At 64.0% G+C, this 25,085-nt stretch carries 25 protein-coding genes; 14 read left to right on the plus strand and 11 right to left on the minus strand.

Going from position 1 to position 25,085, the window contains the following annotated elements:
* Positions 1–9: 9 nt before the first annotated feature.
* Positions 10–417 carry a DUF1499 domain-containing protein gene (locus C2I35_RS16815; RefSeq protein WP_103764280.1) on the plus strand — a complete coding sequence of 136 codons (408 nt, stop codon included), beginning with the start codon at positions 10–12 and terminating at the stop codon, positions 415–417.
* On the opposite strand, the gene C2I35_RS16820 is transcribed toward C2I35_RS16815, so the two are convergent.
* Positions 412–633 (minus strand): hypothetical protein, encoded by a 222-nt coding sequence (locus C2I35_RS16820; RefSeq protein WP_103764210.1) that lies wholly within the window; start codon positions 631–633, stop codon positions 412–414. The genes C2I35_RS16815 and C2I35_RS16820 overlap by 6 nt on opposite strands.
* A 62-nt stretch (positions 634–695) precedes the next feature.
* Here C2I35_RS16820 and prfA point away from each other — a divergent pair, with 62 nt between their 5' ends.
* The 3 genes from prfA to C2I35_RS16835 all read left to right on the plus strand — a co-directional run bounded on the left by prfA (position 696) and on the right by C2I35_RS16835 (position 3,373).
* A complete protein-coding gene (gene prfA, locus C2I35_RS16825; RefSeq protein WP_103764211.1) occupies positions 696–1,745 on the plus strand; it encodes a peptide chain release factor 1 in 1,050 nt (349 codons plus the stop codon).
* The gene (prmC, locus tag C2I35_RS16830; RefSeq protein WP_103764212.1) at positions 1,742–2,581 is read left to right on the plus strand and encodes a peptide chain release factor N(5)-glutamine methyltransferase; all 840 of its coding nucleotides are present in this window, start codon (positions 1,742–1,744) and stop codon (positions 2,579–2,581) included. The genes prfA and prmC overlap by 4 nt, the downstream gene beginning before the upstream one ends.
* 222 nt (positions 2,582–2,803) lie before the next feature.
* On the plus strand, positions 2,804–3,373 hold the full coding sequence (locus C2I35_RS16835; protein ID WP_103764213.1) for a DUF4167 domain-containing protein: 570 nt from the start codon (positions 2,804–2,806) through the stop codon (positions 3,371–3,373).
* A gap of 36 nt (positions 3,374–3,409) precedes the next feature.
* Here the strand turns inward: C2I35_RS16835 and rsmA are convergent, their stop codons facing one another.
* From rsmA to lptF, 6 genes are read right to left on the minus strand one after another with little or no spacing between them, the layout of a single operon-like run.
* Entirely contained in the window at positions 3,410–4,246 is an 837-nt protein-coding gene (gene rsmA / locus C2I35_RS16840) for a 16S rRNA (adenine(1518)-N(6)/adenine(1519)-N(6))-dimethyltransferase RsmA (protein WP_103764214.1), read from the minus strand.
* Positions 4,243–5,223, minus strand: coding sequence for a 4-hydroxythreonine-4-phosphate dehydrogenase PdxA (gene pdxA / locus C2I35_RS16845; RefSeq protein ID WP_103764215.1), 981 nt, complete (start codon positions 5,221–5,223; stop codon positions 4,243–4,245). Before pdxA ends, rsmA begins: the two co-directional genes overlap by 4 nt.
* Positions 5,220–6,476: a peptidylprolyl isomerase gene (locus C2I35_RS16850; RefSeq protein WP_342749723.1), complete on the minus strand. Its 1,257-nt coding sequence runs from the start codon at positions 6,474–6,476 to the stop codon at positions 5,220–5,222. Before C2I35_RS16850 ends, pdxA begins: the two co-directional genes overlap by 4 nt.
* Entirely contained in the window at positions 6,464–8,689 is a 2,226-nt protein-coding gene (locus tag C2I35_RS16855; protein WP_103764216.1) for an LPS-assembly protein LptD, read from the minus strand. The genes C2I35_RS16850 and C2I35_RS16855 overlap by 13 nt, the downstream gene beginning before the upstream one ends.
* Entirely contained in the window at positions 8,686–9,777 is a 1,092-nt protein-coding gene (gene lptG / locus C2I35_RS16860) for an LPS export ABC transporter permease LptG (RefSeq protein ID WP_103764217.1), read from the minus strand. The genes C2I35_RS16855 and lptG overlap by 4 nt, the downstream gene beginning before the upstream one ends.
* Entirely contained in the window at positions 9,774–10,913 is a 1,140-nt protein-coding gene (lptF, locus tag C2I35_RS16865) for an LPS export ABC transporter permease LptF (RefSeq protein ID WP_103764218.1), read from the minus strand. Before lptF ends, lptG begins: the two co-directional genes overlap by 4 nt.
* A gap of 193 nt (positions 10,914–11,106) precedes the next feature.
* On the opposite strand from lptF, the gene C2I35_RS16870 reads away from it, so the two are divergent.
* Both C2I35_RS16870 and C2I35_RS16875 read left to right on the plus strand, forming a co-directional pair.
* Positions 11,107–12,579: a leucyl aminopeptidase gene (locus C2I35_RS16870; protein ID WP_103764219.1), complete on the plus strand. Its 1,473-nt coding sequence runs from the start codon at positions 11,107–11,109 to the stop codon at positions 12,577–12,579.
* Positions 12,579–13,034, plus strand: coding sequence for a DNA polymerase III subunit chi (locus tag C2I35_RS16875; protein ID WP_103764220.1), 456 nt, complete (start codon positions 12,579–12,581; stop codon positions 13,032–13,034). The genes C2I35_RS16870 and C2I35_RS16875 overlap by 1 nt, the downstream gene beginning before the upstream one ends.
* A 14-nt stretch (positions 13,035–13,048) precedes the next feature.
* Here the strand turns inward: C2I35_RS16875 and C2I35_RS16880 are convergent, their stop codons facing one another.
* The 3 genes from C2I35_RS16880 to C2I35_RS16890 are packed head-to-tail and all read right to left on the minus strand — an operon-like array spanning position 13,049 to position 16,187.
* On the minus strand, positions 13,049–13,630 hold the full coding sequence (locus tag C2I35_RS16880; protein ID WP_103764282.1) for a retropepsin-like aspartic protease family protein: 582 nt from the start codon (positions 13,628–13,630) through the stop codon (positions 13,049–13,051).
* Positions 13,631–13,654: 24 nt separating this feature from the next.
* Complete coding sequence (locus C2I35_RS16885) at positions 13,655–14,275, minus strand: MarC family protein (protein WP_103764221.1); 621 nt, start codon at positions 14,273–14,275, stop codon at positions 13,655–13,657.
* Positions 14,276–14,321: 46 nt separating this feature from the next.
* A complete protein-coding gene (locus C2I35_RS16890) occupies positions 14,322–16,187 on the minus strand; it encodes an ABC-F family ATP-binding cassette domain-containing protein (protein ID WP_103764222.1) in 1,866 nt (621 codons plus the stop codon).
* A 132-nt stretch (positions 16,188–16,319) separates the two neighbouring features.
* Between C2I35_RS16890 and ndk the strand changes: the two genes are divergently transcribed.
* Positions 16,320–16,742 carry a nucleoside-diphosphate kinase gene (gene ndk / locus C2I35_RS16895; RefSeq protein ID WP_103764223.1) on the plus strand — a complete coding sequence of 141 codons (423 nt, stop codon included), beginning with the start codon at positions 16,320–16,322 and terminating at the stop codon, positions 16,740–16,742.
* A 70-nt stretch (positions 16,743–16,812) separates the two neighbouring features.
* On the opposite strand, the gene C2I35_RS22655 is transcribed toward ndk, so the two are convergent.
* Entirely contained in the window at positions 16,813–16,938 is a 126-nt protein-coding gene (locus C2I35_RS22655; protein WP_274594292.1) for a hypothetical protein, read from the minus strand.
* Between the two features lie 198 nt (positions 16,939–17,136).
* On the opposite strand from C2I35_RS22655, the gene C2I35_RS16900 reads away from it, so the two are divergent.
* From C2I35_RS16900 to C2I35_RS16930, 7 genes are all read left to right on the plus strand, one after another.
* A complete protein-coding gene (locus tag C2I35_RS16900; RefSeq protein ID WP_103764224.1) occupies positions 17,137–17,769 on the plus strand; it encodes a helix-turn-helix domain-containing protein in 633 nt (210 codons plus the stop codon).
* Positions 17,770–17,854: 85 nt separating this feature from the next.
* On the plus strand, positions 17,855–18,748 hold the full coding sequence (locus C2I35_RS16905) for a class II glutamine amidotransferase (RefSeq protein ID WP_103764225.1): 894 nt from the start codon (positions 17,855–17,857) through the stop codon (positions 18,746–18,748).
* 1 nt (position 18,749) lies between these two features.
* Positions 18,750–19,421: a GltB/FmdC/FwdC-like GXGXG domain-containing protein gene (locus tag C2I35_RS16910; RefSeq protein WP_103764226.1), complete on the plus strand. Its 672-nt coding sequence runs from the start codon at positions 18,750–18,752 to the stop codon at positions 19,419–19,421.
* Between the two features lie 11 nt (positions 19,422–19,432).
* Entirely contained in the window at positions 19,433–20,770 is a 1,338-nt protein-coding gene (locus C2I35_RS16915; RefSeq protein WP_103764227.1) for an FMN-binding glutamate synthase family protein, read from the plus strand.
* Positions 20,771–20,812: 42 nt separating this feature from the next.
* A complete protein-coding gene (gene glnT / locus C2I35_RS16920) occupies positions 20,813–22,147 on the plus strand; it encodes a type III glutamate--ammonia ligase (RefSeq protein WP_103764228.1) in 1,335 nt (444 codons plus the stop codon).
* A gap of 58 nt (positions 22,148–22,205) precedes the next feature.
* Positions 22,206–23,159 (plus strand): TAXI family TRAP transporter solute-binding subunit, encoded by a 954-nt coding sequence (locus C2I35_RS16925; protein ID WP_103764229.1) that lies wholly within the window; start codon positions 22,206–22,208, stop codon positions 23,157–23,159.
* A 10-nt stretch (positions 23,160–23,169) separates the two neighbouring features.
* Complete coding sequence (locus tag C2I35_RS16930; protein ID WP_103764283.1) at positions 23,170–24,957, plus strand: TRAP transporter permease; 1,788 nt, start codon at positions 23,170–23,172, stop codon at positions 24,955–24,957.
* Positions 24,958–25,085 lie beyond the last annotated feature (128 nt).

Raw genomic sequence — 25,085 nt, forward strand, 5'->3', positions numbered from 1 at the left:
GGGGCAGACATGTATATCGTCACGCGGATCATTGTCGTTCTGGTGCTGGCGCTGTTCGCGCTTGGGGTCTACGTGCGGCTTGCGCCGTCTCATCCAGAAGACTGGCACGATCTGCCAAGTGGTCTGGAGCCTGGCGACGGTGAAGGCCGGGCGGTGCGCGTGGTGCCGGCCGAGGGGGACACGCTCGGTCGGCTCGATGCGATCATTCGCGACACGCCGCGGACGCGCGTTCTGGCAGGATCGGTCGAGGAGGGTATGATCACATACATCACCCGTTCGGCCCTGTGGGGGTTTCCAGACTACACGACGATTGCGCGGCAGGGCGACCAGATCGTGCTTTTCGGGCGGTTGCGGTTCGGCAAGTCGGATATGGGCGTCAACGCCAAGCGGCTGGACAAGTGGCTGGCGCAGTTATGAGCTGAGGCAGCCGTCGGATACCTTGCGCCACATCGGCACGTTCAACGACATCTGGCATTGCGCCATGAAGCTGCGGCCGTCGACCTGCATGCAGATCGTCTCGCCCATCTCGACCCGGGCGCCGGACTTGTCGGTGCAGTAGCACTCGACGGTTTTTCCCTGTGCCGAGGCCAGCACGGGGGCGAGGGCAAAGAGAAGGATGAAAATCCGTTTCATGAGATTATGCTAGCACGGCTTGGCGACTTGACCAAGCGCGAGGAATAGGCAACACCGCGCGGATGGTGCCTTTGGACAAACTTCGCGAGATCACGCAGCGGTTCGAGTATATCGAGGCGCAGATGTCGGCCGGGACGGGCGATATCGCGCAGCTGGGCCGGGAATACGCCGAACTGCGCCCGGTGGTCGAGGAAATCCGCGCCTATAACGAGGTGTTGGACGGGATCGGGAATGCCCGCGCGATGCTGGACGACCCCGAGATGAAGGATCTGGCCGCCGAGGAACTGGACGCGCTGGAAGAGCAACGCCCGGCGCTTGAGGAGCGGCTGCAACTGGCGCTGCTACCGCGCGACAAGGCCGATGCGCGGCCTGCCATCATCGAGATCCGGCCCGGTACGGGCGGCGAGGAGGCGGCGCTCTTCGCTGGCGATCTGCTGCGCATGTACCAACGCTATGCCGAGGCGCGGGGCTGGAAGCTTGAGATCATCGAGTTCAGCGAGACCGAGCTGGGCGGGGTGAAGGAGGTCGTGGCCAACATCAAGGGCGAGGGCGTCTTTGCCCGGCTGAAGTTCGAATCCGGCGTGCACCGGGTGCAGCGCGTGCCGGAAACGGAATCGGGCGGGCGGATCCATACCTCTGCCGCGACGGTGGCCGTGCTGCCCGAGGCCGAGGACGTGGATATCCAGATCGACCCGAACGACCTGCGGATCGACACGATGCGCAGTTCCGGCGCGGGCGGTCAGCACGTGAACACCACAGACTCCGCCGTGCGAATCACGCATATCCCCACAGGCATCGTCGTCACCAGTTCCGAGAAGTCGCAGCACCGCAACCGCGAGATCGCGATGCAGGTGCTGAAAACGCGCCTGTTCGACATGGAGCGCCAGAAGATGCATGACGAACGCTCGGCCAGCCGCGCCGCACAGGTGGGGTCGGGCGACAGGTCGGAGCGCATCCGGACCTACAATTTCCCGCAGGGGCGCATGACCGATCACCGGATCAACTTGACGCTCTACAAGCTGGACCAGGTGATGCAGGGCGACCTGGACGAGGTGATCGACGCGCTGATCACCGATGCGCAGGCCGCGCTCCTGGCGGAGATGGAAGGGTGAGCCAGACGGTTGCCGACCTCGTGCGCCACGCCGGGGTCGTTCTGACGGCCGCGGGCATCGAGGACGCGCCGCGCGAGGCGCGCAGCCTTGTGGCTCTGGCGTTGGAGACCCGTGCCGACCGGATCACGCTGATCGCCCGCGACCCCGCGCCGGCCGCAGCCGCGCAACGGCTGGAACGCTTGCTGGAGCGTCGCACGGTCGCGCGCGTTCCGCTGTCGCACCTGACGGGCTGGCGCGACTTCTATCATCACCGGTTCGAGGTCAGCGCAGCGGTTCTGGACCCGCGGTCGGATACCGAGACGCTTGTCGAGACAGTTCTGGAGCAAACGTTCGGCCACGTGCTGGATCTGGGGACCGGATCGGGGTGTATCCTGTTGTCACTGCTGGCGGCACGTGACGGAGCCGCGGGTGTGGGTACGGACATTTCGCCCGAGGCGCTGGCCGTGGCCGACCGCAACGCCCGCCGGCTGGAGGTGGCGGAGCGTTGCATGTTGCTGCGCTCGGATTGGTACGAGGCGGTCGAGGGCCGGTTCGATCTTATCGTGTCGAACCCGCCCTATATCGCGACGACCGAGATGGACGGCCTGTCGCCCGAACTGTCGCACGAGCCGCGCGTCGCGCTGACCGACGAGGCAGACGGGCTGTCGGCCTATCGTGTCATCGTCCCCGGAGCGCCCGCGCACCTGCGCCCCGGGGGACGGCTTCTGGTGGAAATCGGCTGGACACAGGCCGCCGAGGTGACGCGCCTTTTCGAACAGGCCGGGTTCCGCGAGACCTTCGTCAGGCAGGATATCGAGGGGCGCGACCGAGTGGTCGGGGGCGTTTGGCCCGGCTGAAATATGCTAAAACTGGGTGTTTCAGCGCGTTTTTTGGCAAAAAATCGCGCCAAGCCCTTGTTAAAACCGCTTGGGCATGTTTACTGGTGACCATCACGGCGTAGAGGGTCCTCGAGACACCCGTACGTGAATTCAAGCCAGCACATTGATCCGGTCATCATGGACGCGAGGGGCGTCACCCGGAACAAACAGCGCTTCAAGCAATAGGGCTGACAACCACTCATGAGATCATCGAAGTCACGTTCGCGGAACAAGTCCAACCGCAACCGCTCGCCTCAGGGCAATGTCGTGAACCGGGTTTTCGACAGTTCCGGTCCCGAGGGCAAGGTGCGCGGCACGCCGCAGCAAATCATTGACAAGTACAACCAGCTTGCCCGCGACGCTCAATTGTCCGGCGACCGGGTACTGACCGAGAATTACCAGCAATTCGCCGAGCATTACCTGCGCCTGCTGGGGTCTGCCCAGAAGGAACAGGACCAGCGCCGCGAGGAGCAGGAACGCCAGAACCGCGAGCGCCAGGCCGAGCGTGACCGTGAGCGCGCCCAGCGTCAGGAGCGCGACTCCAATGGTGGCGGCGACCAGGGTGACAACTCCGGGTCCGGTTCTGACTTGGCACAAAACGACAATGGCGGCGACAGCGGCCTCGTGGAAACGCCCGAAGATCAATCCAACGAGAAGCCGCAGAAGCCCAAGCGCAGTCGCAAGCCGCGCAAGAAGGCCGACGATGGCAACAATGATGGCGGCGATCAGGGCGATGGCGGAAACTCGGACGCTTCGACGGCTGCGGAGTAACCGGTGCCCTTCGTTGGCGGAGGGCATCTTCCAGGATTAACCGAGGTTGCGGGCGAGGGCGCAGAACTGCTCAAGCCCGACGGTTTCAGCGCGATCCGTGGGCTTGATTCCCGATGCGATCAACCTGTCCTCGATATCCGGAGCAAGCCCCTTCAATGCCGCGCGCATCATCTTGCGTCTTTGGTTGAAGGCGCGGGCAACAACCCGTTCCAACGCCTTCGGTTCTGCCGCAAAGCGCGGCGCGTCCAGCGACTTGAGATGCACCACCGCGCTCGAGACCTTCGGGGGCGGCGTGAACGCACCTGGCGGCAAGTTCAGAACGATCTGCGCCGAACTGCGCCATTGGGCCAGCACCGCCAGCCTGCCATAGGCCTTGGAGCCGGGCCGCGCCACGATCCGTTCGGCCACCTCGCGTTGGAACATCAGGGTAAGACTGTCCCAGAACGGCGGCCAGTCTTCGGGCGTAAGCCACCGCACCAAAAGTTCGGTGCCGACGTTGTAGGGCAGGTTCGCGGCGATCTTGATCGGCGGTGACAAACGCGCGGCCGGATCGATGTCCAACGCGTCGCCGTGGATGATCTCCAGCCGCCCGGGATACACGGCGGCGATCTCTTCCAGCGCGGGCAGGCAGCGCGCATCTTTCTCCACGGCCAGGACGCGCCGGGCGCCCTCGGCCAGCAGACCGCGCGTCAGCCCGCCGGGGCCGGGGCCGATCTCGAGCACATCGGAATTGCCGATGTCGCCGGCCATGCGGGCGATCTTGGCCGTCAGGTTCAGGTCCAGCAGGAAATTCTGCCCCAGGGACTTTCGGGCGCTCAGACCATGCGACGCGATGACCTCGCGCAGGGGGGGCAGGGCGTCGATGCCGCTCATCCGCGCGCCCGACCAAGGCGTGCGGCAAGGCGCACGGCCTCGATCATGGACGAGGCATTGGCAATCCCCTGGCCCGCGATGTCCAGCGCGGTGCCATGATCCGGCGAGGTGCGCACGAAAGGCAGACCCAGGGTCACGTTCACACCACGGTCGAAATCCAGTGTCTTGATCGGGATAAGCGCCTGGTCGTGATACATGCAGATGGCGGCGTCATACGTGGCACGGGCCGCGGCATGAAACATGGTGTCGGCGCTGAGCGGGCCGCGCAGGTCCATACCTTCGCCGCGCAACTTTTCGAGCACCGGACCGAGGAGTTCGATCTCCTCCCGGCCCATCTTGCCGCCTTCGCCCGCGTGCGGGTTCAACCCGGCCACGGCAAGGCGCGGGACAGCAATCCCGAAGTCGCGGATAAGGCCGGCATGGGTGATGCGGATTGTCTGTTCCAAAACATCAGCGGTCAGGGCGGAGGGCACCTGTGACAAAGGCATATGGATGGTGGCCGGCACGACGCGCAAATTCTCCGAGGCGAGCATCATGACGACGCGCTCTTTACCGGCAAGATCGGCGAGGAATTCGGTGTGTCCGGGAAAGGAGAAACCCGCCCCGTCCTGCAAGGCCTTCTTGTGAATGGGCGCGGTGCATAGCGCGCCCACGGCGCCGTCGTTCAGGAGCGTGACAGCCGTGGTGACCATGTCGATCACCGATTGGGCGTGGTCGGGGTTGGGCTTGCCGTGCGTCAACGGCCCTTTGAAACGATGCGCCAATACGGGCAGGGCGCTCTCAGCGGCCTCGGCCACGTCACGGATATCTTCGATACAGGCCACCGGCACGTCGCCGGGCAAGTGGTCGGGGTCGCCCAGGTACAGTATCGGGACCTCGTCCTTCAGCGCAGCCCACGCGCGGGCCGCAATTTCCGGCCCGATCCCCGCGGGTTCGCCGCAGCTAATGGCGACGGTCAACGCAGAAGGTGAGGTCATTCCAGCTCGACGATCCGCGCCGCTGCCCGCAGCTCCTCGAGATAGGCATTGGCGTAGCTGTCCAGGCGACGGCTCTGGATGAAATTCGTGATCTGTTCGGCGGTCGGCGCCTCGCCCTCGGTCTTGGGGGTTCTGCTGCACAGCATCAGAACAACCAGCGTCTGACCACCGGCGCGGGTGACACCTGTGGAAATTTCGCCGGGATCGAGTTTCGCCAACTCGAACCGGATGTCGTCAGGGATCTCGGCGGGAGGCTTGCTGCCGCGCTCCAGCACGCGCTCCGGCTGGCCTTGGGCGATGCCGTAAAGATCGTTGCATGTATCGGTATCGGCGTCGATCTGCGCGGCGCGGGCCAGCGTCTGCTCGGTGCGCCCGCCTTCGATGTAATAGGCGGCGTACTCGATCTCTTCGTATTCCCGCTCGGGCTGCTCGATCTCTTCGATGTCACGCAACTGGAACAGGGCGATGGCGCCTTGCAGCGGCAACGGGTCGCTGACTTCCCCGGGGCCAAGCCCCAGCACCACCGGGCGCAGGCCTTCGGGAAGGTCGTTTACGGCGACCCATTCCATCCGTCCTCCGCGGGCGGCGCTCTCGGTGGCCGAGTAACGCCGCGCGGCGGCGGCAAATTCCGCCTCGGACGTATACTGGCTTATGCGGTTCGCGCGTTCCTGTATGGTCTGCGGATCGCCGCTCGCCAGTGGCATGATGATCTCTGACAGAAGCACGCGCACGCTGGTTTCATTACCGACCGAAAGGCGGGCGCGGTCGATGTCATCCTCGTCGATGTTGATCTGCGGGCCGAAGCGACCACGAGAATATTCACGCCAGGTCATACCGGCCCGGACAAACTCGCGAAAGGTCGACGGGTCGACACCGGCCTGCTGCAATGAGCCGAGCATCTGCTCTGCATCCATGTTGGCCCGTCCGGCGAATTCTTCCATCCCGGCCATGAGTTGTTCGTCGTCCAGTGCGAAGCCCACCGCATTGGCGGCGTCGAGCTTCAGTCGATCCTCGATCAGCTGCTCACGGGCCAGTTTCTCGGGATCGCCCGGCGCGCGGAACAATTGAAGCATCCTGGCACGTTGAGAGATCTCGTAGCGCGTAATGGCCTGGTCGTTGACCTTTATGACGGCGTCGAACGGGCTTTGCTGCGCCTGTGCCGGGACCGTACCGGTCACGGAAGTGGTCGTGAATATGGAAAGCGCCAGAAGCGCGGAAGATAGAAAGGTAAGTCTTGGCATCATTGCTCGCATGTCCGGACGTAGCTTTTGTCGCGTGTCTTTGTGGTGAAACCGCGCAGGCCCACCGTGAAACTGATATCGGTCGATGGCTCGAGGATAGTGGAAGAGGTGAACCGACGCGAGGCCGAAAGCGTAACGTCCACGCACTCGTTCGTGTATGTGACCCCGACCCCGGCGCGGACGGATTCGTCGCTGGCCACGTCGTAGCGCCAATCGGCGTTGCCGGTCCAGTGCCGCGACAGCCGATAGGAGGCGTCAAAGGCCCATTCCGAGATGTTGTTGGGCCGGGCCTCGGCCACGTCGTTTCGCAGCCAGATATAGGTACCGCCCACGGCGGCACGGTCGTTGCGCCAGCTGGCACGGGCCTCGGCCTTGGTGGTGACGAAATCGTCGTCGAAAAGTCCCCGCGCTGTAATCGCGAGCCCGTCATCGGTCTTGAACTGTCCGGCGACCAGCAGGTCCGAATAGCGATCCTGCAGGCCCGAGGAATTGGTGAAGGCAAAGCCGCCCGCCGGGTCGATCTGGGTTTCTTCACGCACGACCTGTCCCACGGCGAAAGAGCTTTGCCAGCCCTTGTTGCCATAGCGCGTCCAGCTCAGGCCGTAGGCCGAGTTGAAGCCGCGTTCCCGCCTGTCCGGTGCGGTAAAGCGGGAGGTGGCGAAAAGATTGCCCTCGTCGAACTCGATCCGGGTGCTTTCGTCGTTGGGTACCAGTGGATTGCTGCCTCCGACCCATGACAGCTGCATGACCGGTTCGACCACGTGGGTGGCCCCCGACGTCGTCGTTTTGACAAGCGGCCATCGCAGTTCGACCGAGGCTGATGGCGTCACCTCGACCGCGTCGGACTGGCTTGTGACGCCGGCTTGCCTGATGTGGAAGCTGTCGACCGCCAGCCCAAGCTGCGCTTTGGTCAGCACGCCCGGGCCCAACGTCCACGACCGGTGCCAGTCTGCGCTGAGAGTGAAGCGGGCAACGTCGCGGCCATCGGCGAAAGGATCGAAATCCGGCCCGTCAACGGCAAGGCCGGAGGTTCTGTAATGCGCGTGGCTGAGGACCCCGAGACGAAGTTCTCCGCCCGGCGCATAGGCAAGCTGGATACGTTTTTCGTATTCGCCATTCGAGACCAACGTGGGCAGCGTCGTGTTGCTTTCGCCCGCCCGCAGCGAGTGAAAATGGGTGAATGCCACCCGGACATATTCATCCCGCCGGGCACGTTCGACCGAAATCTCGCTGTCCAGACGGTCCTTGTCGGAGTAGCCGTAATCCAGCAAGTAGGTGTCGTCGTTCACCGCCTCTATATCAAAGCGCAGAGTGAAATCCCGGGGCAGGGCAAAGGTGCCCTCTGCAAAGACATAGGATTTGAAATTGCGTCCGCCGATATCGTCGTCGCTCAAAGCCCCGGTGACCTCGATCTCGCCTGTGCGGAAGGCCTGCCTGTAGCGAAGTTCCAGCGTCCGGCTTTCGGTCGACAGGTACGGTGTGACGGTCAGATCCTTGTGATCGCCGATACGGATGAAATACGGCACACGGGCGCCAAATCCGAGGAGCGAGGAATTGTGCAGCGAAGGCACGAGAAAGCCGGTGGCCCTCTCTAGCGTCGGATCGGGCAAGCGCAGGCGGGGCAGGTAGAAAACCGGCGTGTCCAGAATGCGGAATTGCGCACCGTCGAAATAGAGCTGCCTTTCCTTCTGGTCGTGAACGACCCGGCGCGCGCGCAGTTGCCAGAGCGGCGGATTCTTCGAGTTGCACACCCGGCAGGAGGTGACGGCGGCCTTGTAAAGCTGATTGTAGCGTCCGTTCACCCGGGCCAGTTCGTTTGCCGCCAGTTGGACCTGATCGTCCATCACGATCCGCGCGCCTCGGAGCAGCCCGTTACGCATCTCGCGGTCCAGCTCGGCACTGTCGGCCAGCACCAGCATCGTGCCATCGGCCTCTTCCAGCGAAATCGGCCCCGTCACCCGAAGGGTTTCGGTGGTCCGGTCGTAGACGATCTGCGAGGCCTTGAGCCTGCGCCCGTCGTAAAGCGCCTCGACATTCCCGCTTGCGACCAGTTGTTCGTTCCCGGACAGGAAAACGTCATCTGCCACAAGGACAGCTGGCATCGTGGCGCCGGTTGCAGGTGCCGGCGACGGATCGACGCCGCCCTGTGCAACGGCGTCCCCCGCCCAGATGATCCAGGTCGCAAGCCCCGCGAGCAAGGCGCATATGCACGCCCACGGCCTCATCCGTCCTCCATGTGCAGCAGGATGCCTACCGCCAGCATGAAAGACGCAACCGGCGGCGCCCACGCCGCCAGGTAAACCGGGATCTGCCCGTTTTCCCCAAGGATCTGCGCGAAATTGCGGATGTAGTGCAGCGTGAAGCCCAGCATCACGGCGATCAGCACCGAAATGCCGGTATTGCTCAACCGCGCGTGCCGCATGGTGAACGCCGCCGCGACCATGACCAGTGCCACCAGGAAAAGCGGGCGCGACAACTCCATCTGGAACCACACTGCATAACGGCGTGCGGAAAATCCGGCCTCCTCAAGCTGGTTGATGAACCCGGGCAGATCCCACAGCGAGATATATTCGGGCTTGCCGAAGCTGTCGATGATGCGGTCCTGCGTCAGGGCGGAGGGCAGTTCCAGCTGCGCCACTTCCCGTGCCGTCGCTTCGGGGTTCTGACCCAGCGTCAGCTCCCATATCTTGGCGTTTTTCAGCTCCCACTGACCGGCGGCAAGACTGGCGGTTTCAGCCACGATCCGGCGTTCCGGCTGTCCCTCGGGCGAAAATTTGATGAACGTCGCTTCGTACAGAGTGGTTACATCCGAACTCGCCCTTGCGGCGTGAATTACCGTCTGGCCCTCGGCACTGCCCTGGCGCAGCCACAGGCCCTCGGAGGCGATGGCCAGCACGCTGGTGCCACCGCCCATATAGGTGTTGACCACGTTGTTGTAGCGTTTCGAGGCGGCCGCCACGAGCGGGTTCAACATGGTGATCGAAATGATTCCGATCAGCGCGGCAACGGTCAGCGGCGCCGCCAGGCTGCGCAGGGCCGACCGCCCGGCGGCACGCACGACCACCAGTTCAGAGGACCGCGCAAGCCGCAGGAACAACGCCACGGCGGACAGGATCACGACCAGTGGCAGGATCTCGTAATTCGCGTGCGGGACATTCAGCAGGACCACGCCAAGCACGTCCATGAACGGCAGGTTCGGAAAATCCTGCAACTCGTCGACAAGGTCGATAAGCGCCAGAAGGATCACGAAGACCGAGGCGATTGCGACAAAGGTCCACAGGAACTTGCGGGCAAAGTAGTAGTGAAGGATCACGCCGCACCCTCCGCCGGGCCGGAGGAATCGCTGCGAGCGCCGAACGGCCACAAACGGCGCCAAATGCCGGGATAAGCCGCAATGTACAGCAGGATAATCGTGACCAGCGCTCCCACGCCGGTCGGCACGTACATCAGTGGCCAGGCGCTGGCGCTGGCCAGAACGGCGCCCGACACACCACCTTCGACCATCTTGATAAGCACCAAAAGGGTAAAGGCGCCGATGATCTGCCACCAGACACCGAAGCGGCTGTAGGTGCCGACCAGGAGTGTTGCAAACCCGATCAATGCAGCGACGATACACATCAGCGCCTGCGCGAACCTGCCATGCGCCTCGTAGAGCACTTCGGGCACCGTGCTGCCGGTGGACTCGGCCATCTCAACGGGACGGAACAGAAGATCGCCCGTCAGGGCGAAATCGACCCGGTTCAGGTTGGTCGGATCGCGGGAAATCAGACTGCTGATATCATACGAAAAATCGTCGAAATGCGTCGTGAAGAGGCGGTTTCCCTCGGCCCGCAGGTTCTGCGCCAGCCCCTCCACCATCACCAGCTTGGTGCCTCCGCCCTCTTGCACCAGGTAGGCCTGGGTCGAGGTGTAGGTCACCGGAATCTCGGAATTGCGCCTGTCCGACAGGAAGACATCGCGCAGCTCGCCCTCTGGCGTGATGTCGCGGATGTAGAAGGTGATGCCGGGGGCAGGGTGCAGGAACTCTCCCTCCGTCAACAGCTTGGCCGTGATGTTCTGGCTGACCTCGGCCTGGCGCAGGCGCAGCTGGCTGAGGCTCTTGGGGATCAGGTAGTGGCTCAGCACCGACATCATCAAGGCAATTATGATGCCGAAGATCAGAACCGGCCGGATCAGACGCCAGGGCGAGTAGCCGGTCGCCTGCATCACCGTCAGTTCGGATTCCGTAGTCATCCGGTTGGTCACGTAGACCGCGCCCGCAAAGGTCGCGATAGGAAGCACGACGCCGATCACGCCGGGCAGGGTGAGGGCGGTGAACTCAAGGAATATCCAGGCAGGCTGGCCATCGCCGATCAACCGGTCGAACATCCGCACCGCCTTGTTGATCCAGAAGATCGACACCAGCACGAGTGCGAAGAACCCGAACAGCACCATGAATTGCGACAGCATGTACCTGTCGAATCTGGTCACGCATCCCCCCCGGAATTTAGCAGCATTTCACGGCAAGTTATGCGATTTGACTGCGGGGGAAAACCGTTAAAGCGACGCGGACCGGCGGTTTGCAGCCGGCACTGGCCTTCCCGCCCGCAAGACGCTACGTCTGGGGACGACAGACAGAAAATTTGCGCGCAAGGAGCATCATATGAGCACCCCCGTTTCCGTCACCTTCACCGAGCTGGACCTTGACGCCATTGCCGAAGCAGAAGGCCGCGTGGCGGTGGTGGTCACCCCGAACGGCAAGATGGGCCCCGGTGCGCGGCGCGTGAACCGGCTCACCAAGGGCGCGGTCAAGCGCCTGTTGGAAAGCGAGGCCTGGGAAAAGACCAAACCCGGGCAGGTCGTCACGATGGCGTGGCCCACGGGCCTTGCCGCCAAGGCGCTGGACGTGCTGTGCCTGGAACGCGGGGCCGACCCGGTCGAGACGCGCAAGGCCGGTGCCGCCCTGGGCAAGCTGAAAGGCGAGGCGCCGCTTCTGGTGCTGGCAGGCACTGCGCGGCGGCTGGGCGAACTGGCGCAGGGTATCGTGCTGCGGGCCTATTCGTTCGACGCACGCAAGTCCGAGCAGCCCGAGGAGCAGGGTCCGGTTTCGATCATGGTCGGCAAGCCGGACGAGGCGACCGAGACGGCGAAATCAGCGCTTGCCGTTGCCGAGGGCGTGCTTATGACCCGCGACCTGGTGTCTGAACCGGCCAACCACCTGACCACGACGGAATTCGCCAAGCGGATCAAGGAGATGGAGAGCCTCGGCCTCAAGATCACCATCCTTGAGGAAAAGGACCTTGAAAAACATGGCATGGGGCTTTTGCTCGCCGTGGGGCAGGGCTCGGCGTCACCCACGAAGGTCGCGGTCATGGAATGGTCCGGCGGGCGAGATGGCGATGCGCCATTGGCGCTTGTTGGCAAGGGCGTGGTCTTTGACACCGGGGGGATCTCGCTGAAGGTGCCCACGGGCATGGAAGACATGACCATGGACATGGGCGGCGCAGGCGTTGTGACGGGCACGATGCGCGCGCTCGCGCTGCGGCAGGCCAAGGCCAATGTCGTGGGCCTTGTCGGGCTGGTCGAGAACATGCCGTCGGGTGAGGCCTATCGTCCCGGTGACGTGTTCACCTCGATGAAGGGCGACACGGTCGAGATCATCAACACCGACGCCGAGGGCCGTTTGTTGTTGGCCGATGTGCTGTGGTACGCGCAGCAGACCTACAAGCCCGCGGCGATCATCGACCTTGCGACGCTGACGGGGGCAATGATCATCGCGCTTGGGCATGAAAACGCGGGCGTGTTTTCCAACGACGACAATTTCGCGGACAAGTTCCTGCGCGCGGCCAAGAACGAGGGCGAGGGCGCATGGCGTTTGCCGCTGAGCGAGGCCTATGACAAGCAGCTCAAGTCCGACATCGCCGACATGAAGAACGTGGGCGGACGCCCCGCGGGGTCGATCACCGCGGCGCAATTCCTGCAACGCTTCGTCGAGGAGGGCACGCCGTGGATTCACCTTGATATCGCGGGCGTGGCGCGGGTGACCAAGGACACCGATTTCGCCCCCAAGGGCTCGACCGGCTGGGGCGTGATGACCCTCGACCGGCTGGTGGCCGATCAATACGAAGGGGAGTGATGGGCGCGGTCTTTTTCTACCACCTGACCCGCCGCCCCTTGGAGGCGACGCTGCCGATGTTGCTGGACAAGGCCCGCGGCGCGGGCTGGCGCGTGCTGGTGCGCGGCACGCAGGAGGCGCGGCTGGACTGGCTGGACGAGAAACTGTGGCTGGGACCCGAGGAGGCGTTTCTGGCGCATGGCCGCTCGGGCGCGCCGCATGACGCCCGCCAGCCGATCCTGCTGGGCACGGGGGAGGCCACCAACGGGGCCTCCTGCATCATGAGCGTAGACGGCGCCGAGGTCTCACCCGACGAAGTGCAGGCGCTTGAACGGGCCTGTATCCTTTTTGACGGCAACGACGATCACGCCCTGAACCATGCGCGTGGCCAGTGGAAGGCGCTGACCGGCGCGGGCTGTTCGGCGCAATACTGGTCCGAGGACTCCGGCCGCTGGGAGAAAAAGGCCGAGGCGTAGGGGCGGCGCGCCGTCTAGCGGGTCAGAATCATCCGCCCATCGGAAATCTGAACGCTCGAGAATCGCTCGAGATAGCTCATGCCCAAGAGAGACTTGTCCAATTCGCCGCCATTGACGGAGGCCGCGATGCCACGATCCTCAAGCGGGCCGATGGTCAGGCTGTCGAGCCGCACCTGCGCCGTACTGACCGTACCGTTGGCGGTGCCAGCGCGCCCGATGAAAGCGAGATCATCCGTATTCAGGCCTGCGCGTTCGGCATCGGCGCGGGTCAGCACGATCAGCGTGGCGCCTGTATCCACCACGAAGTCCACGGGCGCCCCGTTCACCTGGGCCGTGACGTAGTAATGACCGTCCAGCGCCCGGCGCAACTCGATCTGGTCTTCGCCCAAGCTCGTGTAGGATGCGGGGCGTGCGGTGTTGCGGATGTCGCCCCAAAGTCCGACGGCGGCGATGGCGCCCACGAAGATCAGCCCCCAGACCACCATGTACTGCATGTTCTTGCCCAGCGAGGTCCGGTTCTGCGCAAAGAACCACGCCACGACGGCGGCGCCGAGCAGCACGAGATAGAGCAGGCGGGCGGTGTCATCTCCGGTCATGGTCAAGATATAAGGAGCGGCGCGTCAGCCCGCCAGTCCAAATCCCTTGAGCCCGTCCAGCACGAATTGAACGGCCAGCGCGGCCAGGAGCATCCCCAGCAGGCGGGTGATTACGTTGATGCCGGTTCGCCCCAAGGCACGCTCCAGCAGGCCGGCGGTCAGGAACAGGAGGAACACGAGGAGGACCACGCTGAGCATCACGCCGATGACCCAGGCCAGCCCTTCGACTCCGGGTTGCTGTCCGGCCAGCAGGATCACGGTGGTGATAGCGCCCGGGCCGCCAATCAGTGGAATCGCGAGGGGATAGATCGACGGATCCTCGCGGTCGTCTTCCTCGTCCGCCTGATCCTTGCGCCGCTTGGTGCGCCGTTCGAACAGCATGTCGAGCGCGGTCAGGAACAACAGCAGGCCGCCCGCGATGCGGAAGGCGGGCATCGAGATGCCGACGAAGTCCAGCACGGATTCGCCAAAACTTGCGAAGACGATCAGGATCAGGGCCCCGGCGATGCAGGACCGCAGCGCAATGGCGCGGCGGCGCGACGGGCCGTCGCCTTGAGTCAGCGCCACGAAAAGCGGGGTCATGCCGATAGGGTCGATGATGACGAAAAGCGCCACCCACGCGGTGATGAGAAAGCTCGGGTCCATGCGCCATGGTTTGCGACGGGATGCGGGCGTTGTAAACCGCCCAGCGTCAGTTTTCCGCCGCGTCCAGCCGTTCCAGCGCAGCCATCCACAGCGCCTCGGCCCGGTCGAGACCATCCATCACCTCGGCATACTTGCGCTGCCAGGCTTCCATGTCGTTGGCTTTGGCATCGGCGTAAATCGTGGGATCGGCCAGCTTGGCCGCGATCTTGTCGCGCATCACGTTCAGCTTTTCCACGCGCTGCTCACAGGCCTTCACGTCTTGCCGCAGTTCGAGAACGGCATCGCGAGAGGGACGCTTGGATTTCGGCGCGGGCTTTTCCGCGGGCAGCGTTGCCGCGTCTTTTTTCGGCGGCTTCTGGTCCAGCAGGGCGGCGCGATAGGTCTGCAGGTCCCCCTCGTAGGGCTTGACCGTGCCGTCCTTGACCAGCCACAGCCGGTCGGCCACCAATTGCAGCAGGTGCATGTCGTGGCTGACAAGGATGATCGCGCCGGTGTAATCGGTCAGCGCCTCGACCAGCGCTTCGCGGCTTTCGATATCGAGGTGGTTGGTGGGCTCGTCGAGGATCAGCATGTGCGGCGCGTCGGTGGTGGCCAGCATAAGCGACAGCCGCGCTTTTTGCCCGCCCGACAGTTTCGCCACCTTGGTGTCGGCCTGTTCCGCGCCGATGCCAAAGCCGCCCAGCCGCGCGCGCAGCTTGGCCTGGCCGTCATCGGGATAGAGGCGGCGGATGTGATCGAGCGGGCTTTCGTCGAGATGCAACTCGTCGACCTGGTGCTGCGCGAAATAGCCGACGCGGAGCTTCGAGGCGGCATGTTTCTTGCCTTCGAGAACCTCGAGTTTTCCGGATAACATCTTGGAAAGCGTGGATTTTCCTTCACCGTTGCGCCCCAGAAGCGCGATCCGGTCGTCCTGGTCAATGCGAAGCGACAGGCGCCGCAAAACCGGCACGCCGTCATAGCCCGTGGCCACATTGTCCAGCCTCAGGATGGGCGGCGACAGCTGGTCGGGCTCGGGGAAGGTGAAGCGGCGCAGCGCGGCCTCTTGCGGGCGCGAGATCGGCTTCATCTTTTCCAGCGCCTTGATGCGGGATTGGGCCTGTTTCGCCTTGTCCGCCTTGTAACGGAAGCGGTCGACATAGGATTGCAGATGGGCGCGGCGCGCCTCCTGCTTTTTTGCCTCGGCCTCGGCATTTGCAAGCCGTGCGGCCCGGGTTTCTGCAAAGGTGTCGTAGCCGCCCTGGTAGAGCGTCAGGTTCCGGTCCTCCAGATGCAGGATCGCGCCGACGGCGCGATTGAGGAGCCCGCGGTCGTGGCTGATGACCAGAACGGTATGGGGATAGCGGGCGAGGTAGCTTTCCAGCCAGAGCGCGCCTTCGAGGTCGAGATAGTTCGTCGGCTCGTCGAGCAGCAGCAGATCGGGCGCGGTGAAGAGCACGGCGGCCAGCGCCACGCGCATCCGCCAGCCGCCCGAGAAGGCCGAACAGGGCTGGGCCTGTTCCTCGTCGGTGAAGCCAAGGCCCTTTAGGATGGTCGCGGCACGGGCCTCGGCGCTCCAGGCGTCGATATCGGCCAGCCGCGTTTGGATCTCTGCGATCCGGGTGCCGTCCGTCGAGGTTTCGGTCTCTGCCATCAGCGCGCTGCGTTCGGTGTCGGCGGCCAGCACCGTGTCGATCAGCGACACCTCGTTGCCCGGCACCTCCTGGTCGACGCCGCCGATGCGGGCGCGTTCGGGCAGGGAGATCGTGCCGGTGTCCAGCGGCAGCTCGCCCCGGATCATGCGGAAAAGTGTAGTCTTGCCGGTGCCGTTGCGGCCCACCAGACCCACCTTGTGGCCTGCGGGAATGACAGCCGAGGCGCCCTCGATCAGGGGGCGGCCGGCGACCGAGAAACTTATGTCTTCAAGACGCAACATGCGCACCGCATGCCGTATCGGGCCCGCGCCGTCAATCGCAGCTTTTCAATCATGCACCCCCATGCTATCGGGGCGCCGAATGACGGCGCAGACATGGGGTTTGCGCCATGACTTACACGAAAAGAGGCTACAATGGCTGTCGAACGCACGCTCAGCATCATCAAACCCGATGCCACCAAACGTAACCTGACCGGCAAGATCAACGCCAAGTTCGAGGATGCCGGCCTGCGCATCATCGCGCAGAAGCGGATCCACCTGTCCAAGGCGCAGGCCGGTGTGTTCTACGCCGTGCACGCGGAGCGTCCGTTCTATGACGAACTGTGCGAATTCATGGCGTCCGAGCCGGTTGTCGTGCAGGTGCTGGAAGGCGAAGGCGCGATTGCCAAGAACCGCGAAGTGATGGGCGCCACGAACCCTGCCGATGCGGCCCCGGGCACGATCCGCGCGGAATTCGCGGAATCGGTCGGCGAAAACTCGGTCCACGGTTCTGACGCTCCGGAGACGGCGGCGGTGGAGATCGCCTATTTCTTCTCGGGTCTCGAACTGGTCGGCTGACGCAACCGAGACACGAATTCACAAACGGCGTGGTCTTAGGATCGCGCCGTTTTTGTTTGCGCTTGGCGCGTCAGATCGCGGCGAAGTCGGTGAAGACCTGCCTGGACACGATCACCTTTGCGCCTTGCGTCACGGTGCTGCGCGGTGTCGGCGCGGGTTTCTGCGACTTCTGGGGGAGGTCGGGGGTCGTTGCCATTTGCCTGCTCCTTATTATAGGTCAGACCGGCCGAACAGCGCCGACCGGCGCCTGGTTATCAGAGCAGTGTTTCGGAAAAGACTGTCAGGAATTGGGCCTAAATGTGGCCGGATTGTGGCGAGCCGTGCGAATTTTATATCGTAATTCCGGCCGGGACCGTGCAAGGGTAAGTTCCGAAACGAGAAAAGTACGAAGAAAATGGCCCCCGGAAAGCTGAATCAGGACCCCCACAAGGTTCGTGAACATCAGGACATGAACCTCGAAACCGCCATCGGGCGGGCAGTGCGAGAGTTTCGCAAGGCCCGCAGCATGACGGTGTCGGACCTGTCGGACGTCACGGGCCTGTCCGTCGGGATGCTGTCGAAGATCGAGAACGGGGTCACGTCGTCGTCCCTGACCACGCTGCAGGCGCTGTCCACGGCGCTGAGCGTTCCGATCACGGCCTTCTTCCGCCGGTTCGAGGAGCGGCGCGAGGTGGTGCATGTCAAGTCGGGCGAGGCCGTGGAAATGGAGCGCGCCGGCACACGGGCCGGGCACCAATATAACCTGCTGGGTCATATCGGCGCCAATAATAGCGGAGTCGTGGTCGAGCCTTATTTGATCACGCTGAACGAGGAATCCGACATCTTTCCCACCTTTCAACACGAAGGGATCGAGATGCTTTATATCCTCGAGGGTGAGGTGGGCTATCGCCACGGCGACCAGAGCTTTCACCTGCGCCCTGGCGACAGCCTGTTTTTCGACGCCGACGCGCCGCACGGCCCGGACGAGCTGCTGCGGCTGCCGATCCGTTACCTATCGGTGATCTCGTATCCGCAAGGCGACCGGTGAATATTCCCCAGAAGAATATTTAATTCCCCGTATTGCATCTTTCTTATGGTCGTATTAGCGTCTCCGCAACATAGGAGACACTGTCATGTGTGGAATCGTTGGACTGTTCCTGAAGGACAAAACGCTTGAGCCGCGCTTGGGCGAAATGCTGACCGATATGCTGATCACCATGTCCGACCGCGGGCCCGACAGCGCGGGCATCGCGGTCTACGGCACGGATCGGGACGGGCAGGCGAAACTGACGCTGCAAGCCGCCGAGCCGAGCCAGTTCGAGGGGCTCGCCGAGGAGATCGGCAAGGAAGTCGGCGCGCGCGTCGAGCAACGTGTGATCGACACGCATGCCGTGCTGAGCCTGCCGAAGGACAAGCTGTCGGCGGCGCGGCAGGCGATCAAGCGGCTGCGCCCGGATATCCGGGTAATGAGTGCCGGCGACATCATCGAGATCTACAAGGAGGTCGGCCTGCCAGGGGACGTGGCGAAGCGGTTCGACATTCCCAAGCTGACCGGCAGTCATGGCATCGGGCACACCCGTATGGCCACCGAAAGTGCGGTCACCACACTGGGGGCGCACCCGTTTTCCACCGGCGCGGATCAGTGCCTTGTCCATAACGGTTCTCTCAGCAATCACAACGCGCTGCGGCGACAACTGGCCCGCGAAGGGATCGAGGTGGAAACGCAGAACGACACCGAGGTGGCGGCGGCCTACCTGACGTGGAAAATGCAGCAAGGTCATAGCCTTGGCGAGGCGCTGGAGGCAGGACTCGCGGATCTGGACGGTTTTTACACCTTTGTCGTCGGCACCAAGGACGGGTTCGGCGTGCTGCGTGATCCCATCGCCTGCAAGCCGGCCGTGATGGCCGAAACCGATCAATACGTGGCCTTCGGCAGCGAGTATCGTGCGCTGGTGAACCTGCCGGGGATCGAGGATGCCCGCGTGTGGGAACCCGAACCCGCCACTGTTTATTTCTGGAGCCATTGAGATGCAGACTTACGACTTGGAAGCGGATGGGCTGCGCGGGCTGAATGCCACGCTGCAAGCGGCCAGCGGCAACGAGACCGGCTGGGAAGTGGTCAACCCGCGCGGCAGCCATGCGATTGCCGTGGGGCTGGATGCGCCGCTGGATGTGACCGTGAAGGGCTCGACCGGGTACTACTGCGCGGGCATGAACCAACAGGCGACGGTGCGCGTCGCGGGCAATGTCGGCCCCGGCGTGGCCGAGAACATGATGAGCGGTACGGTGATCGTCGAGGGTGACGCCAGCCAATATGCCGGGGCGACCGGGCATGGGGGGCTCTTGGTGATCAAGGGCAACGCCTCGTCCCGCTGCGGGATCTCGATGAAGGGGATAGACATCGTGGTGGGCGGCAATGTGGGGCATATGTCGGCCTTCATGGGGCAGGCGGGGCACCTGGTGGTCTGCGGGGATGCGGGCGATGCGCTTGGCGACTCGATCTACGAGGCGAAGCTGTTCGTGCGCGGCAGCGTGAAAAGCCTGGGCGCCGACTGTATCGAAAAGGAGATGCGGACCGAGCATGTCGAGAAACTGACCGAACTTCTGGAGAAGGCCGGGATCGACGCCGACCCGTCGGAGTTCAAGCGCTATGGCTCGGCCCGCAAGCTCTATAATTTCAAAGTCGACAACGCCTATTGAGGAGACGGACCATGAGCGACAATCAAAAATCCGCTCCGCGGACTTTGCCGAAGTATTCCAATACCTTCACACCTGACGTTAACGCGGAAATCCGGCGGGCCGCGGCCACCGGTATCTACGATATCCGCGGCGGCGGGGCCAAGCGGAAGGTGCCGCATTTCGACGACCTTGTGTTCCTGGGCGCGTCCATGTCGCGTTACCCGCTGGAAGGCTATCGCGAGCGGTGCGATACGAACGTGGTGCTGGGGTCGCGCTATGCCAAGAAGCCGATCGAGCTGAAGATCCCGATCACCATCGCCGGCATGAGCTTTGGCGCGCTGTCGGCGCAAGCGAAAGAGGCGCTCGGGCGCGGGGCGTCGATGGCGGGCACCTCGACCACCACTGGCGATGGCGGCATGACGCCCGAAGAGCGCGGGCAGTCAAAAACTCTGGTTTATCAATACCTTCCGAGCCGGTATGGCATGAACCCCGACGACCTGCGCAAGGCCGATGCCATTGAGGTTGTCGTGGGGCAAGGCGCCAAGCCCGGCGGCGGCGGGATGCTGCTGGGTCAGAAGATATCGGACCGCGTGGCCGAGATGCGCACGCTGCCCAAGGGGATCGACCAGCGCTCGGCGTGTCGGCACCCGGACTGGACGGGGCCGGATGACCTTGAGATCAAGATCTTGGAGTTGCGCGAGATCACCGGCTGGGAAAAGCCTATTTACGTCAAGGTCGGCGCGGCGCGCCCGTTCTTCGACACGACGCTGGCGGTGAAGGCCGGCGCGGACGTGGTGGTGATCGACGGCATGCAAGGCGGCACGGCGGCCACGCAGGACGTGTTTATCGAGCATGTCGGCATCCCGACGCTGGCGTGTATCCGCGAGGCCGTTGCCGCGCTTCAGGAACTGGGCATGCACCGCAAGGTGCAGCTGATCGTCTCGGGCGGCATCCGCACGGGTGCCGACGTGGCCAAGGCGCTGGCGCTTGGCGCCGACGCGGTCAGCATCGGCACGGCGGCCATGGTGGCCATCGGCGACAATGACCCCAAGTGGGAGGCCGAGTACAACGCGCTCGGCTCTACCGCCGGGGCCTATGACGACTGGCACGAGGGCCGCGACCCGGCGGGCATTTCCACGCAGGACCCGGAATTGTCCAAACGCCTTGATCCGGTCGAGGCCGGGCGGCGGCTGAACAATTACCTTCAGGTTCTGACGCTGGAGGCACAGACGCTGGCCCGGGCCTGCGGCAAGAACCACGTGCACAATCTGGAGCCAGAAGATTTACAAGCCCTTACCGTGGAGGCCGCCGCCATGGCGCGGGTGCCTTTGGCGGGAACCTCTTGGATTCCCGGACAGGGCGGTATGTAATCGACAACAAAAATCAGAACGACAAGAAACGGGGAGACGACAATGGCCACGGACCTGGCGAAATTTGCCGACAAGAACGGCGTCAAATACTTCATGATATCCTTCACGGACCTCTTTGGCGGGCAACGCGCCAAGTTGGTTCCGGCGCAGGCGATTGCCGACATGCAGGAGGATGGCGCGGGGTTCGCGGGCTTTGCCACGTGGCTGGACATGACGCCGGCCCATCCCGACATGCTGGCCGTGCCGGACCCGGAGTCGGTCATTCAACTGCCGTGGAAGCCCGAGGTCGCCTGGGTCGCCGCCAACCCGGTGATGGAAGGCGAGGACGTGGCGCAAGCGCCCCGGAATGTGCTGCGTCGCCTGATCGACGAGGCTGCCGAGGAAGGCCTGCACGTCAAGACCGGCGTGGAGGCGGAGTATTTCCTGCTGACGCCGGATGGCAATGCGCTGTCGGACGAGTTCGATACCGCCGAGAAGCCGTGCTATGACCAGCAGGCGGTGATGCGCCGCTATGACGTGGTGCGCGAGATCTGCGACTACATGCTGGATCTGGGCTGGGGCCCGTACCAGAACGACCACGAGGACGCGAACGGCCAGTTCGAGATGAACTGGGAGTTCGACGACGCGCTGGTGACCGCCGACCGGCATTCGTTCTTCAAGTTCATGACCAAGTCGGTGGCCGAGAAACACGGCTTTCGCGCCACCTTCATGCCCAAGCCCGTCGAGGGGCTGACAGGCAACGGCGCGCATGTGCATATCTCGGTCTGGGACGCGCCGGGGGACAAGGCCAAGACCAATGTCTTTGCCACCGACACCGCCGAGGGCAGCCAGACGGCAGAGCTGGGCCTGTCGGACCGGGGCGCAAACTTCCTGGGCGGGATCATGAAGCACGCCAGCGGCATGGCGGCGATCACCAATCCGACGGTCAACAGCTACAAGCGGATCAACGCGCCGCGCACCACCTCTGGGGCGACATGGGCGCCCAACACGGTGACGTGGACCGGCAACAACCGCACGCACATGGTGCGCGTGCCGGGGCCGGGGCGGTTCGAACTGCGGCTGGCGGACGGGGCGGCGAACCCGTACCTGTTGCAGGCCGTGGTCATCGCGGCGGGTCTCAGCGGGATCCGATCCAAGGCCGATCCGGGCAAGCGGTATGACATCGACATGTATGCCGAAGGCCACAAGGTGCGGGGTGCGCCGAAACTGCCGCTGAACATGCTGGATGCCTTGCGTCTTTACGGCAAGGACAAGGAGTTGAAGGCGATGTTGGGTGACGCGTTTTCGTCCGCCTTCCTGAAGATGAAGCGGCAGGAATGGGATTCCTACATGGCGCATTTCAGCCAATGGGAAAAGGACCATACGCTGGATATCTGACCATTGACCCTGCCCGGGGCGCATGTCTTGATGCGCCTCGAACACTTGGGAGGATACCATGAAATTCCACCGTATGACCGCCGCCGTTCTGGCGGGATCGATGCTCGCGTTTCCGGCGGCCGCCGAGACGCGCGTGACCTATAAATCCGCCAAGACGGCCTCGTCCTATTACCAGATGGGGGTGCAGATCGCCGAAGCCATGCAAGAGGCCTCGGACGGCGAAATCAGCGTGACGGTCGAGGAAAGCCAGGGGTCGGTTCAGAACGTGATGGAAGTGCGGGCGCGGGGGGCTGACTACGTCTTTACCACACCCCCGGTACTGGTCAGCCTGGCACAGGGTGGCAAGGCGATGTTCGAGGGCAAGGGCGACCCGGCCTTTGACGAGATCCGCGCGCTGTTTCCGATTCCGTCGCTGACCATGCATTTCGTCATGTCCGAGGAGAGCGGGGCCACGACGCTGGACGATCTGGAAGGCAAGACGATCCTGTTGGGCAAGGGCAGCTTTGGCGCGACGGAGGGCGAGAAGTATCTCGATCTCTTCGGGCTGGCCGACAAGGTCGAGATCGCGGACGTGGAGTTGTCGAACGCGGTGCCGGCGATGCAGAACGGCCAGATCGACGGATTCGTGACCGCAGGCTCGTGGCCCGCGCCGAACGTGGTGGAGGCCGCGGCCTCGACCGGCGTGACGGTGCTGTCGCTGAGCGATGAACAGATCGCCGAGACCAAGCGCACAAGGCTGGTCATCCCCGCGGGCACCTATGCGGGGCAGGATGAGGAGATCGTGACGACCTCGCTGCCGGTGGCGGCCTACACGACCACCCAGATGGATGACGAGACCGCCTATCAGCTGACCAAGACCTATTGGGAGAACAAGGCCAGGCTTGCGGAATCCTCGGCATGGTGGAACGGCGTGGACGAAGGCCTGATGGAGAACATCACCGGCCAGATCCACCCCGGAGCCGTGCGGTATTACGAAGAGGCAGGCATGACCCTGACCGACGCGCAGAAGTGACCACGTGAGCCTGACGACCCCCGATCCCGCCGCGCAGGCCGGTCCTGCGCGGTTTTTCTGGCTTGGCCTGGCGCTGGCGTCGGTGGTGTTTCACATCGGGCTGGTGTTCTGGGGGCTGGTCCCGAACCTTGTGAGCCGGCCGATGCACCTGGTCTTCGTGCTGCCCTGGGTGCTGATCTGGGGGCAGGTGGGGCTGACACGCCAGAGCGGGTACGTGCTGGCGGCGCTTGGCGTGGGCGCGGCGCTTTGGGTCGTGGTCAACCGTGACATCCTGGGGGACCAGTACGGATTTCTCGAAGGACGGGGGCAGGTGGCCATCGCCGCCGTGCTGATCCTCGTGGTGCTGGAAGCGGCGCGGCGGGCGATTGGCTGGCCTCTGCCATTGGTGGCGGCCATCGCGCTTCTATACGGGCTGTTCGGGCAATATATCCCGGGCCGTTTTGGCCATTCCGGCACGCCGGTCGAAAGCTTTCTTGGCACGCTGACTATTGCCGAAGGCGCGCTTTGGGGATCGCTGACGCAGGTGTCGGTGAACGTGGTGGCGATCTTTGTCATCTTCGGCGCGGTGCTGAACGCGGGCGAGGCGGGGCAGGGCTTCATGAACGTGGCCGCTGCCGCTGCCGGACGTCTGAGAGGGGGCGCGGCGAAGGTGTCGGTGCTGAGCTCGGCGCTCTTCGGGTCGATCTCGGGCTCGGCTTCGGCCAACGTGGCCTCGACCGGGGCGGTGACGTTGCCGGCGATGGAGAAGCTGGGATACCCCAAGCGGATCGCAGGCGCGGTGGAGGCGGTGGCCTCGTCCGGCGGGCAGATCATGCCGCCGCTGATGGGGGCGGGGGCCTTCGTCATGGTCGAGCTGACGGGGGTGCCCTATACCGGCATCATGGCTGCTGCGGCGCTTCCGGCGCTCTTGTATTTCTGGGCCGTCTGGGTCGGGATCGACGGCTATGCGGCGCGGTTCGACTTGCGGGGACTTTCGGATGCGGACCGGCCCGCGCGGCGCGATGTGCTTGTAACATCGGGATTTTTCCTGGTGCCGTTCCTGATCCTGCTGTGGGGTATGTTCGTGATAGGGGTCACGCCGCAATATGCCGCGTGCCTATCGATCTTTGCCGGGGCGGCGCTGCTGCTCTTGGGGTCGGACCTGCGGGTGGACCTGTCGCGGGCCCTGGCGCGGGCCGAGACGGCGGTGATGACGGCGGCGCGGCAGGTGGCGCTGATCGGATCGATCATCTTTTGCGCCTCATTGGTCATAGGCGTGCTGGGCGTCACGGGGCTGGGGGTCAAGATCACGTCGCTGATCCTGTCGGCCTCGGGCGGGATGCTGTGGCCGTCACTGCTGCTGACCGCCTTTGCCTGCTTGATCCTGGGCATGGAGGTGCCGACAACGGCGGCCTACGTGATCTGCGTCTCGGTCGCGGGGCCGGCGCTGATCGAACTGGGGATGGAGCCACTTCAGGCGCATCTTTTCGTTTTCTGGTACGCCCTTCTGTCGACCATCACGCCGCCTGTTTGCGGCGCGGTTTTCATCGCGGCGGGCATGATCGGCGAGAACTGGCTGCGGGTCGCGCTCACGGCGATGACGCTGGGCGTGGGGCTGTACCTGATCCCGTTGGGGATGGTGGCAAATCCCGATATCACGGCGCTGGCCGAGACGCCCGGATGGGCGGTTCTGGCGATGGTCAAGGTGGGCGTGGGGCTGGCGCTGGTCAGCCTGTCGCTGGTTCTGAGGAAAGGCTGGCCGTTGCGGGGGGCGGCGTTTGCAGCAGGGTTGTTTTTGATCCTGTGGCCGATGTCTTAACGGCGAATCGGGGGCGAAAATCCACGTCGGTATCGCGTCGGTATCCGGGTGGTATCGCGACGGTGCCGTTGTCCGAAGGGCCGGAATGAACAGACCGTGCGCCGTTAAGCATTCGCAAAGAAAAACGC

The organism is Roseovarius confluentis (genome assembly GCF_002917925.1).
Classification (GTDB): Bacteria; Pseudomonadota; Alphaproteobacteria; order Rhodobacterales; family Rhodobacteraceae; genus Roseovarius; species Roseovarius confluentis.

What these genes read in the sequence shown, in the direction of transcription:
- rsmA (WP_103764214.1), bottom strand. Translation starts at nt 4,246, where the DNA reads ATGAGCGGCATCGACGCCCTGCCCCCCCTGCGCGAGGTCATCGCGTCG.
- C2I35_RS16925 (WP_103764229.1), top strand. Translation starts at nt 22,206, where the DNA reads ATGAAATTCCACCGTATGACCGCCGCCGTTCTGGCGGGATCGATGCTC.
- C2I35_RS16915 (WP_103764227.1), top strand. Translation starts at nt 19,433, where the DNA reads ATGAGCGACAATCAAAAATCCGCTCCGCGGACTTTGCCGAAGTATTCC.
- C2I35_RS16855 (WP_103764216.1), bottom strand. Translation starts at nt 8,689, where the DNA reads ATGAGGCCGTGGGCGTGCATATGCGCCTTGCTCGCGGGGCTTGCGACC.
- C2I35_RS16870 (WP_103764219.1), top strand. Translation starts at nt 11,107, where the DNA reads ATGAGCACCCCCGTTTCCGTCACCTTCACCGAGCTGGACCTTGACGCC.
- C2I35_RS16885 (WP_103764221.1), bottom strand. Translation starts at nt 14,275, where the DNA reads ATGGACCCGAGCTTTCTCATCACCGCGTGGGTGGCGCTTTTCGTCATC.
- pdxA (WP_103764215.1), bottom strand. Translation starts at nt 5,223, where the DNA reads ATGACCTCACCTTCTGCGTTGACCGTCGCCATTAGCTGCGGCGAACCC.
- C2I35_RS16815 (WP_103764280.1), top strand. Translation starts at nt 10, where the DNA reads ATGTATATCGTCACGCGGATCATTGTCGTTCTGGTGCTGGCGCTGTTC.
- C2I35_RS22655 (WP_274594292.1), bottom strand. Translation starts at nt 16,938, where the DNA reads ATGGCAACGACCCCCGACCTCCCCCAGAAGTCGCAGAAACCCGCGCCG.
- C2I35_RS16880 (WP_103764282.1), bottom strand. Translation starts at nt 13,630, where the DNA reads ATGACCGGAGATGACACCGCCCGCCTGCTCTATCTCGTGCTGCTCGGC.
- C2I35_RS16835 (WP_103764213.1), top strand. Translation starts at nt 2,804, where the DNA reads ATGAGATCATCGAAGTCACGTTCGCGGAACAAGTCCAACCGCAACCGC.
- C2I35_RS16905 (WP_103764225.1), top strand. Translation starts at nt 17,855, where the DNA reads ATGTGTGGAATCGTTGGACTGTTCCTGAAGGACAAAACGCTTGAGCCG.
- C2I35_RS16890 (WP_103764222.1), bottom strand. Translation starts at nt 16,187, where the DNA reads ATGTTGCGTCTTGAAGACATAAGTTTCTCGGTCGCCGGCCGCCCCCTG.
- glnT (WP_103764228.1), top strand. Translation starts at nt 20,813, where the DNA reads ATGGCCACGGACCTGGCGAAATTTGCCGACAAGAACGGCGTCAAATAC.
- C2I35_RS16875 (WP_103764220.1), top strand. Translation starts at nt 12,579, where the DNA reads ATGGGCGCGGTCTTTTTCTACCACCTGACCCGCCGCCCCTTGGAGGCG.
- C2I35_RS16820 (WP_103764210.1), bottom strand. Translation starts at nt 633, where the DNA reads ATGAAACGGATTTTCATCCTTCTCTTTGCCCTCGCCCCCGTGCTGGCC.
- prfA (WP_103764211.1), top strand. Translation starts at nt 696, where the DNA reads ATGGTGCCTTTGGACAAACTTCGCGAGATCACGCAGCGGTTCGAGTAT.
- C2I35_RS16850 (WP_342749723.1), bottom strand. Translation starts at nt 6,476, where the DNA reads ATGCGAGCAATGATGCCAAGACTTACCTTTCTATCTTCCGCGCTTCTG.
- lptF (WP_103764218.1), bottom strand. Translation starts at nt 10,913, where the DNA reads ATGCTGTCGCAATTCATGGTGCTGTTCGGGTTCTTCGCACTCGTGCTG.
- ndk (WP_103764223.1), top strand. Translation starts at nt 16,320, where the DNA reads ATGGCTGTCGAACGCACGCTCAGCATCATCAAACCCGATGCCACCAAA.
- C2I35_RS16900 (WP_103764224.1), top strand. Translation starts at nt 17,137, where the DNA reads ATGGCCCCCGGAAAGCTGAATCAGGACCCCCACAAGGTTCGTGAACAT.
- C2I35_RS16910 (WP_103764226.1), top strand. Translation starts at nt 18,750, where the DNA reads ATGCAGACTTACGACTTGGAAGCGGATGGGCTGCGCGGGCTGAATGCC.